The sequence below is a fragment of the Phyllobacterium sp. genome, assembly GCF_037994425.1.
Classification (GTDB): Bacteria; Pseudomonadota; Alphaproteobacteria; order Rhizobiales; family Rhizobiaceae; genus Phyllobacterium.
On sequence record NZ_JBBNAM010000444.1, the window covers coordinates 1 to 7,504 of the forward strand.

Genomic DNA, 7,504 nt, shown 5'->3' on the forward strand with positions numbered 1-7,504 from the left:
CGGATGTACTGGCACTGGTGATAGGACGATGATCAGGAAGGCCGGTGCGATTTCGCCCCGGCCTTTTTTGTTGCCGCAATCTAGGTCACGAACAGCAACTGCTGCTTGAGGATGGCGCACTGCAAGAACTCTTCGCCTTCTCCTCAGCAAGCCAGCGGTCACGAGGCTTGCAGCTCGAGGGGCGAGCATCGAGCGGCACCAGGAATGATCCGTCCTGCAGGCGTGGGGAAGCCGCGCAATAGAGAGCCATGGGCCTCTCGCCATCGCTGACCTCGAAGGTGAGCTTCGCGGACGGCTCGAGCTGCACGTGGTCGCTGACCTTCCGGATGATGGCCGAGAACTTTCCTGCGGGCATGTGCGTCCGCCCATCCTCGTCGATGTCCCAGAGCTGCACGAAGATTTCCGACCACGCTTCCGGATTGGCCCCGCAGTCCAGAGCCGAAAACTGTCCGGCCTTCACCTCGGTCACGTGATAGCCCGCCTTCACCGGGCGGCCGTCGTAGCGAAAGATCAGGGATGCATCAGGCGCAGCCGCCAGGGTATCCAGAAGATGGCCGAGCGTGATATCGGTCGAGAGCGTCTTGTCGATCGCGTTCATATGCGCTATTCCTTGTTTCGATTATTCAAGGAATATTTAAATATGGATGAACGTCAAGCCCTCATGTCATTCGCGGCCCTGTCGCAGGAAACTCGGCTAGCTGTCGTGCGCACCCTTGTGGTGGCTGGCCCGGAGGGGATGGCTGCCGGAGCGATCGCTGAGAAGATGAACGTCTCGCCGTCCAACATCTCCTTCCATCTCAAGGAGCTCGAACGCGCAGGACTGATCGGGCAGAGACGTGAGTCGCGCTCGATTCTCTACAGCGCCAACTACGATGCGCTCTCCGGTCTGGTGACGTTCCTCATGCATGACTGCTGCATGGGACATCCACGAGTCCTTGGGACACCCGAGAGCAAGGGGGACTGCTGCTCCACCGAGACATCGGAAGCGAACCCGCATGCGTGATACAAGGAACGCGATTTCGCTCACAACGATCTCTGCGCTCGGCCTGACACAGATCATCGGCTATGGAACGCTCTACTACTCGTTCTCGATCCTCGCGCCTGGGATGGCGAAGGATCTCGGCATCACGCTCGAGCAGGTCTTTGGTGTCTTCTCGGCCTCGCTCTTCATCGGAGGCCTCTCGGCTCCGGTGATCGGCAGGCAGATGGACAGGGCCGGGGCGGCGACCGTCCTGACTGTCGGCTCGGTACTCTCTGCGCTCACGCTCGCGCTGTGTGCATGGTCGCCATCGGTGGCGGTCTTCGCGCTCGCGATCGTCCTGTTGGAGATATCCTCGGGAATGGTTCAATACCAGGCAGCATTCGCTGCGCTCGTCGAGAGCGATCCCAAGACCGCGTCCCGGAGCATCACCTACCTGACGCTCATCGGCGGCTTCGCCTCCACTATCTTCTGGCCGATATCCTCCGCGCTGATGGAATACCTGTCGTGGCGGGAAATCTACCTGGCGTTCGCCGCCCTCAATCTGCTCGTCTGCATGCCCCTGCATTTCTGGATGATGCGGAGGGGAAAGGCTGCAAACGCCAGGGGAGCAACCCGCGAACGTGAACGGGTGATTGGTGTGATCCCGCCGGAAGCGCGCCGCGGCGCGATGATCGTCGTCTCAGCCGCCTTCGCCATCCTCGGGTTCACCCTAGCGTCTATCCTCGCGCATATGGTTCCGATGCTCGGGAATCTCGGTCTAGGGACAGCGGCGGTGGTTATCGGGTCGCTATTCGGACCGGCGCAGGTTCTGAGCCGCCTGATCAACATGATCTTCGGAACGCGGTTGTCGCCGCCCATGCTCGCGGTCATCTCGGCGGCGCTCATGGTGACTGGCATCGTGATCCTCGGCCTGAGCGGAAGCTGGCTGCCTGGCGCTGTCGCTTTCGCGATCTGCGTCGGCCTGGGATCCGGGATCAACTCGATCGCCCAGGGCAGCCTGCCGCTCTATCTGTTCGGGAGCGATGGCTACGGCGCGATCACAGGCAAGATGGCGGCTGCGCGGCTTGCCATGGCAGCGGCCGCACCCTTCGTATTCGCCATGGCGATGGAGCAGATCGGTATCGGCTTGTCCCTGTTTGCCACCGCAGCCCTCGGCACGGTCGGCATGGCCGCGTTCGTCAGCGTGTCGATGGCGACGAGGCAAAATCCCGTCACCGTCGGCTGATCAGATCGAGCTCAGCTTGACACGCTGTTCGAGCTTGGCGGCGTCTTCCTTGCGCTCGCTGTAGCGGTCGGTCAGGTAGGAAGAGGCATCCCGCGTTAGCAGCGTGAATTTCACCAGCTCCTCGCATACGTCGACGACACGGTCGTAGTAGGACGAAGGCTTCATCCGTCCTTCGGCGTCGAACTCCTGAAAGGCCTTAGCAACGCTGCTCTGGTTCGGAATGGTGATCATCCGCATCCAGCGACCGAGGATGCGGAGCTGGCCGATGGCGTTGAACGATTGGCTGCCGCCGGACACCTGCATCACCGCAAGCGTCTTGCCCTGCGTCGGACGGACGGAGCCGACGGCGAGCGGGATCCAGTCGATCTGGGACTTCATCACGCCCGTCATCGCACCATGACGCTCAGGGCTGACCCAGACCTGCCCCTCCGACCATTCGGAAAGCTCCCTGAGCTCCTGGACCTTCGGATGACTGACTGGCGCGTCGTCGGGCAAGGGAAGTCCCTTGGGATCGAAAACCCGAACCTCGCATCCGAGATGCTCCAACAGGCGGCGGGTCTCGTGGGCGAGCAGCCGACTGTAGGAGACCTCGCGTATCGAGCCGTAGAGGATCAAGATGCGCGGCTTGTGTGACGAGAACTTCGGGCGAAGCGCATCGAGATCCGGCTGATGCAGATGCCGTTCCTCGAGGGCTGGAAATGTCTCAGACAATGCGCTTTCCCTTCTCGTCGAGAACCTTCTCCCCATCTTCCTTGGTGAAAGCGCCCTTGTGCGTGTCCGGCAGGATATCGAGAACGGCCTCGGACGGTCGGCTCAAGCGGGTGCCGAGCGGCGTGACGACGAACGGACGGTTGATCAGGATCGGATCCTTGAGCATGGCGTCGATCAACTGGTGGTCGGTTAGGTCCGGATTGTCGAGACCGAGTTCAGCGAAAGGCGTTCCCTTCTCGCGAATAGCCTCGCGCACCGTCAGGCCAGCGTCGGCGATCATCTGCACCAGCTCGGCGCGGGATGGCGGTGTCTTGAGGTATTCGATGACTGTCGGCTCGATGCCTGCGTTGCGGATCATCTCGAGCGTGTTGCGCGAAGTCCCGCATGCGGGATTGTGGTAGATGGTGACATCCATTGTCATGTCCTTTCGGTAGCGATGTTCTTGGAGACGGCGGGGGCGGCTTCGTACCAGCCCTTGGTGCGGTTCACGATCCATACGACCGACAGCATCACAGGGACCTCGATGAGAACGCCCACGACTGTCGCGAGAGCCGCGCCGGATTGGAAGCCGAACAGACTGATTGCCGCCGCGACTGCGAGTTCGAAGAAATTGCTGGCCCCGATGAGAGCCGACGGACCGGCGACACAGTGTTGCTCGCCCGACATCCGGTTCAGGAGGTAGGCCAGCCCAGAGTTGAAGTAGACCTGGATAAGGATCGGAGCCGCCAGAAGGCCGATGATCGTCGGCTGCGCGATGATCTGCTCCCCCTGAAAGCCGAAGAGCAGGATCAGCGTGGCGAGCAGTGCAATGAGGGAGAGCGGTTGAAGTCTGGCGAGCAGCGCGGCCAGCGACCGCGTGGTCCCGTCGGCGGTGAGCAGCCTGCGAACGACCTGGGCGATGGCGACCGGGATCAGGATGTAGAGGACGACCGAGATCGTCAGGGTGTCCCATGGAACCGTGATCGCCGACAGTCCAAGGAGAAGTCCGACGATCGGAGCAAAGGCAACGATCATGATGGCATCGTTGAGCGCGACCTGCGACAGGGTGAAGTGCGGCTCGCCCTTGGTGAGGTTCGACCACACGAAAACCATCGCCGTGCAGGGCGCGGCCGCCAGAATGATCAGGCCGGCGATATAGGAGTCGATCTGGTCGGCGGGAAGCATGGGGCGGAAGAGCCAGCCAATGAAAAGCCAGCCCAGCAGTGCCATCGAGAATGGCTTTACCGCCCAGTTGACGAAGAGCGTCACGCCGATCCCACGCCAGTGGCTTCCGACCTTCGCCAGAGACCCGAAGTCGATCTTGAGCAGCATCGGGATGACCATCAGCCAGATGAGTGCTGCGACTGGGATGTTCACCTTTGCGACCTCGGCTGCACCGATCGCGTAAAACACGCCGGGCATCAGGTGCCCGAGGGCGATGCCGACGACGATGCAGAGGAAGACCCATATGGTGAGGTATCGTTCGAAGGTGGACATCTCATTCGGCCTTTGCGGATTTGACGGAAGCGCCTTCCAGCGAGCCGATCTGGCGGACATGCTGTTCCAGCGCCATTCGGTCGATGGAGGCCAGCGGCCGGTTGATGAAGGCGGTGATGCGGTTCTTGAGGAAGCGGGCAGCCTGCGCGAAGGCGCGCTGGACCTCGACTTCCGAGCCGACAACCGCCGCAGGATCCTCGACACCCCAGTGGGCGGTCATCGGATGGCCGATCCAGACGGGGCAGGCTTCCCCGGCGGCGCTGTCGCAGACGGTGAAGATGAAATCCATCTCCGGGGCGCCCTGTTTCGCGAAGACATCCCAGCTCTTGGATGTGAAGCCCGAAGATGGATAGCCGAGGGCGTCCAGTTCCTTGAGCGCGTGCGGATTGACTTCGCCCTTTGGCTGGCTGCCTGCGGAGAATGCCTTGAAGCGCCCGACGCCCTCTTTGTTGAGGATGGATTCGGCGAGAATGGAACGTGCGGAATTGCCCGTGCACAGGAAGAGCACGTTGTAGGTCTTTTCTGTCATGGTCGTGTTCCGTGGTTAGGTCGGTGGTCTGTTCAGTCTCATGATCGTCGCCGACGCCGGGCAGAGGCCCGATAGCTGGCGGGTCGAAAGGATCGGGGATGGCACCTCGTCGCGCTGGACGGAGACGAACCCAATGGGGTTGAAGAACGGAGCCGCATCGGTGGTAGCGAGGTAGATATCTGCCGATGGAGATGTCTTCGCCACCGTCAGCTCAACCAGTTGCCGCCCATACCCCTGCAGCCGGTAGGCGGGGAGGACCACGATCGACCGCAGAAGAACGGCATCGTCCTCGCAAGTCTCGATGCCGGAATATCCGATTACGCGACCATCATTGTCTACGCACGCAAAGTAGCTGCGATCAAACCCGTCCAGATCGTCGACCAGCAGCCCCGCTGTCGTCAGCGCTGCCCGGAGATCATCGGAAACGGGAACGGGTTCGAGCCTCAGTTCGCGCATGGCTCAGAGCTCCCGGGCACGCAGCAAGGTGTGAGGTCGGCAATCAGTGGAGCGCACAGTTCCGCATTCCCGCCGCAGCAGTCTTTCAGCAGGAACAGGGTCAGCTCCCGCAAGCCTTCAAGATCCGCCCTGTAAATGATGGAGCGGCTCTGTCTTTCGCCTTTTACGATTCCGGCTCGCGCCAGCGTCGCAAGGTGCGCGGACATCGTATTCTGCGGGATGTCCATCATCCGCGCGAGTTCACCGGCCGGGATGCCGTCCGGTTCAGCCTTTACCAGCAGACGGAAGGTTTCGAGCCTCGTTGTCTGCGCCAGGGCGGCCAGTGCCGCAATCGCGTTCTTTGATTCCATATATCCAGAATAACGGATATATTGTCGCTGTCAATGATGCAGGAGGGATTTGTGGAACAGACAGAAGCCACCCACGATGCCACTTCTGTTTCTGCATCTCGTCGGCCAGCTCGGACTGATTGGGAAGCCGCAGGCGCTCGGCAAGACGAGAGTGACATCGGAAACCCACGCGCCAGACGAAGGCAGCCTCATTGTCGCTTCCGGAAGCCAATGTTTCGCAGCGCAAGGATTCGTTTCGGCGACCATAAGCGATGGATCGAGAAGGATTCGGCGTTGGGTCCTTGGTGCAGTCCATCGTCTCAAGTAATATTATGTATAAGTGGTAGATAATCCTCGTGCCTGGATAAATTACATGGGCACTACATCGGCCAGTTTCTTGGAACTACTCGTGTGTTATTTAGAAACAGGCTTGATTCTCGTTGCTCGCCAGAAACAATACCTATTCGACATGCCCGTTCAGGCCGACTTTGGGGTGTAACGCTCGGTTAACCATAATTTGGAAAGGCAGCCCGGGAGTGGCGCGCCAAGCGGCTTTCGCGGCCGCTCGAAGGCATTGTCAACAATTGCTACGGCTAGTTTGATCGAAGCTGCTGTGGGTTCGCAGCGCACTGCGGCCAGCAGGGGCCCAATTGCTCCCAACAATGAACGGGAAGTTCGCTCGCGGAAGAGGTCGGTCCAGGCGCGGCGACCGTGTTCAGAAAGGTGCAGGCCGATCGCGTAGGCGGCGCCGAGGTATCAGCCGGCGAGATCGCCGGATATCCTGATTCTACAGGCTAATCAGCAACTCCAGTCCGCTCTCATGGTGCAATGCGTCCGGAGATAGCGTAACTAATCCGGTGATATGTGATGCTCTAAATCGATAGTACGCGAGCGGAAGCCGGGGTTCGTGTCTGTGAGGGGCAGACACTAGCGAGATGTGGGTTGCAGGCTCGAACAGATAGGTCAGACCAAAGTCCCGACATGTCTTATTTAATAGACCTCTAATGTTGTGCCCAGTAGGACCGCCGGTAAGTTAGCGCTGGGCGGATCAGCCTGCCCGGACAGCACCGCTGACTTGGCGGTCCGGCGCGAGGGGTTAGGCGTCGGGCCGCACCTATCGCGCCGCCATGTGGTCTCGTGGAGCGTCGTCTCCAGCTTGGCACAATTCCTCAACGTAATTGGCCAGCACCGGATCATTTGCGAGGTGCAGTTGAAACTCTTCGTCGTCGATTTGTCCCGAACGATATGCATCAATCAATCTCTCTTGCTCTTCGTTTAGAACACCTGTGGTTGGCCAGATGGCATCCAGCTCGGCCAGTTGGCATTTCAATCTGCTAGGGCTGCTGGCGGTGCTATGGGTCGGCATGCGGCTCTCCTTTGGGGAGAAAACGGATCAAAGGCCTACGTGTTCCGAGTGGGCTTCGATGCTCATCGTGACAGGTGCCTCACCCAATAGCGGCCATGGCTTCAATCTTCATCGGAGCACTCGCTGTTGGCTTCGTAGGCGGCGAGGAGGGCGTCGGCACGAAGGCGTATCACGATGTGGTCGGAGCCCCCACGATGGCTCAGTCTGACCAGAGGAAGATAGGTGACACTGCCCCAATGGACGAATGCAAGACTATGCTCGGTGACGCTCTCGTCGAGTTGGAAGGGGTATGCTTGCCTGTCTCAATGCTCCCGTTTGCCACTCTAAGTGTACGACGGCGACTATGACGGGCGGGATATCGTTACGCCCAACTCTGCTGAATACTGCCTGGTGGCGTCGAGCTCTTCGATGGAAACGAATTGCACGCGAG

11 protein-coding genes are annotated in these 7,504 nt (G+C 60.3%); 3 read left to right on the top strand and 8 right to left on the bottom strand.

Annotation, left to right across the window (positions count from 1 at the left end):
- Positions 1–85: 85 nt before the first annotated feature.
- Positions 86–598: a DUF6428 family protein gene (locus AAAB35_RS29200; protein WP_112643867.1), complete on the bottom strand. Its 513-nt coding sequence runs from the start codon at positions 596–598 to the stop codon at positions 86–88.
- 42 nt (positions 599–640) lie between these two features.
- On the opposite strand from AAAB35_RS29200, the gene AAAB35_RS29205 reads away from it, so the two are divergent.
- Together AAAB35_RS29205 and arsK are read left to right on the top strand one after the other, a co-directional pair.
- Complete coding sequence (locus AAAB35_RS29205) at positions 641–1,003, top strand: metalloregulator ArsR/SmtB family transcription factor (RefSeq protein ID WP_112643869.1); 363 nt, start codon at positions 641–643, stop codon at positions 1,001–1,003.
- Complete coding sequence (gene arsK / locus AAAB35_RS29210; protein ID WP_340671837.1) at positions 996–2,207, top strand: arsenite efflux MFS transporter ArsK; 1,212 nt, start codon at positions 996–998, stop codon at positions 2,205–2,207. Before AAAB35_RS29205 ends, arsK begins: the two co-directional genes overlap by 8 nt.
- Here arsK and arsH read toward each other — a convergent pair whose 3' ends face one another.
- From arsH to AAAB35_RS29240, 6 genes are read right to left on the bottom strand one after another with little or no spacing between them, the layout of a single operon-like run.
- Positions 2,208–2,954, bottom strand: coding sequence for an arsenical resistance protein ArsH (arsH, locus tag AAAB35_RS29215; RefSeq protein ID WP_162719655.1), 747 nt, complete (start codon positions 2,952–2,954; stop codon positions 2,208–2,210).
- Entirely contained in the window at positions 2,911–3,339 is a 429-nt protein-coding gene (arsC, locus tag AAAB35_RS29220; protein WP_340651064.1) for an arsenate reductase (glutaredoxin), read from the bottom strand. The genes arsH and arsC overlap by 44 nt, the downstream gene beginning before the upstream one ends.
- Positions 3,336–4,394 (bottom strand): ACR3 family arsenite efflux transporter, encoded by a 1,059-nt coding sequence (arsB, locus tag AAAB35_RS29225; RefSeq protein WP_112666588.1) that lies wholly within the window; start codon positions 4,392–4,394, stop codon positions 3,336–3,338. The genes arsC and arsB overlap by 4 nt, the downstream gene beginning before the upstream one ends.
- A gap of 1 nt (position 4,395) precedes the next feature.
- Positions 4,396–4,923, bottom strand: coding sequence for an arsenate reductase ArsC (locus AAAB35_RS29230; protein ID WP_113557391.1), 528 nt, complete (start codon positions 4,921–4,923; stop codon positions 4,396–4,398).
- Positions 4,924–4,938: 15 nt separating this feature from the next.
- The gene (locus AAAB35_RS29235; RefSeq protein ID WP_112643881.1) at positions 4,939–5,379 is read right to left on the bottom strand and encodes a GNAT family N-acetyltransferase; all 441 of its coding nucleotides are present in this window, start codon (positions 5,377–5,379) and stop codon (positions 4,939–4,941) included.
- A complete protein-coding gene (locus AAAB35_RS29240; RefSeq protein ID WP_112643883.1) occupies positions 5,367–5,729 on the bottom strand; it encodes a metalloregulator ArsR/SmtB family transcription factor in 363 nt (120 codons plus the stop codon). Before AAAB35_RS29240 ends, AAAB35_RS29235 begins: the two co-directional genes overlap by 13 nt.
- Positions 5,730–5,805: 76 nt before the next feature.
- Between AAAB35_RS29240 and AAAB35_RS29245 the strand changes: the two genes are divergently transcribed.
- Positions 5,806–6,036, top strand: a complete 231-nt coding sequence (locus AAAB35_RS29245; protein WP_112643885.1) for a hypothetical protein — start codon at positions 5,806–5,808, stop codon at positions 6,034–6,036.
- 786 nt (positions 6,037–6,822) lie between these two features.
- Here the strand turns inward: AAAB35_RS29245 and AAAB35_RS29250 are convergent.
- Positions 6,823–7,074: a hypothetical protein gene (locus AAAB35_RS29250; RefSeq protein ID WP_112643887.1), complete on the bottom strand. Its 252-nt coding sequence runs from the start codon at positions 7,072–7,074 to the stop codon at positions 6,823–6,825.
- Positions 7,075–7,504 lie beyond the last annotated feature (430 nt).

Excerpts from the sequence above, each read along its gene's own strand:
- AAAB35_RS29200 (WP_112643867.1), bottom strand. The coding sequence starts at position 598 with ATGAACGCGATCGACAAGACGCTCTCGACCGATATCACGCTCGGCCAT.
- AAAB35_RS29205 (WP_112643869.1), top strand. The coding sequence starts at position 641 with ATGGATGAACGTCAAGCCCTCATGTCATTCGCGGCCCTGTCGCAGGAA.
- arsK (WP_340671837.1), top strand. The coding sequence starts at position 996 with ATGCGTGATACAAGGAACGCGATTTCGCTCACAACGATCTCTGCGCTC.
- arsH (WP_162719655.1), bottom strand. The coding sequence starts at position 2,954 with ATGGGGAGAAGGTTCTCGACGAGAAGGGAAAGCGCATTGTCTGAGACA.
- arsC (WP_340651064.1), bottom strand. The coding sequence starts at position 3,339 with ATGACAATGGATGTCACCATCTACCACAATCCCGCATGCGGGACTTCG.
- arsB (WP_112666588.1), bottom strand. The coding sequence starts at position 4,394 with ATGTCCACCTTCGAACGATACCTCACCATATGGGTCTTCCTCTGCATC.
- AAAB35_RS29230 (WP_113557391.1), bottom strand. The coding sequence starts at position 4,923 with ATGACAGAAAAGACCTACAACGTGCTCTTCCTGTGCACGGGCAATTCC.
- AAAB35_RS29235 (WP_112643881.1), bottom strand. The coding sequence starts at position 5,379 with ATGCGCGAACTGAGGCTCGAACCCGTTCCCGTTTCCGATGATCTCCGG.
- AAAB35_RS29240 (WP_112643883.1), bottom strand. The coding sequence starts at position 5,729 with ATGGAATCAAAGAACGCGATTGCGGCACTGGCCGCCCTGGCGCAGACA.
- AAAB35_RS29245 (WP_112643885.1), top strand. The coding sequence starts at position 5,806 with ATGCCACTTCTGTTTCTGCATCTCGTCGGCCAGCTCGGACTGATTGGG.
- AAAB35_RS29250 (WP_112643887.1), bottom strand. The coding sequence starts at position 7,074 with ATGCCGACCCATAGCACCGCCAGCAGCCCTAGCAGATTGAAATGCCAA.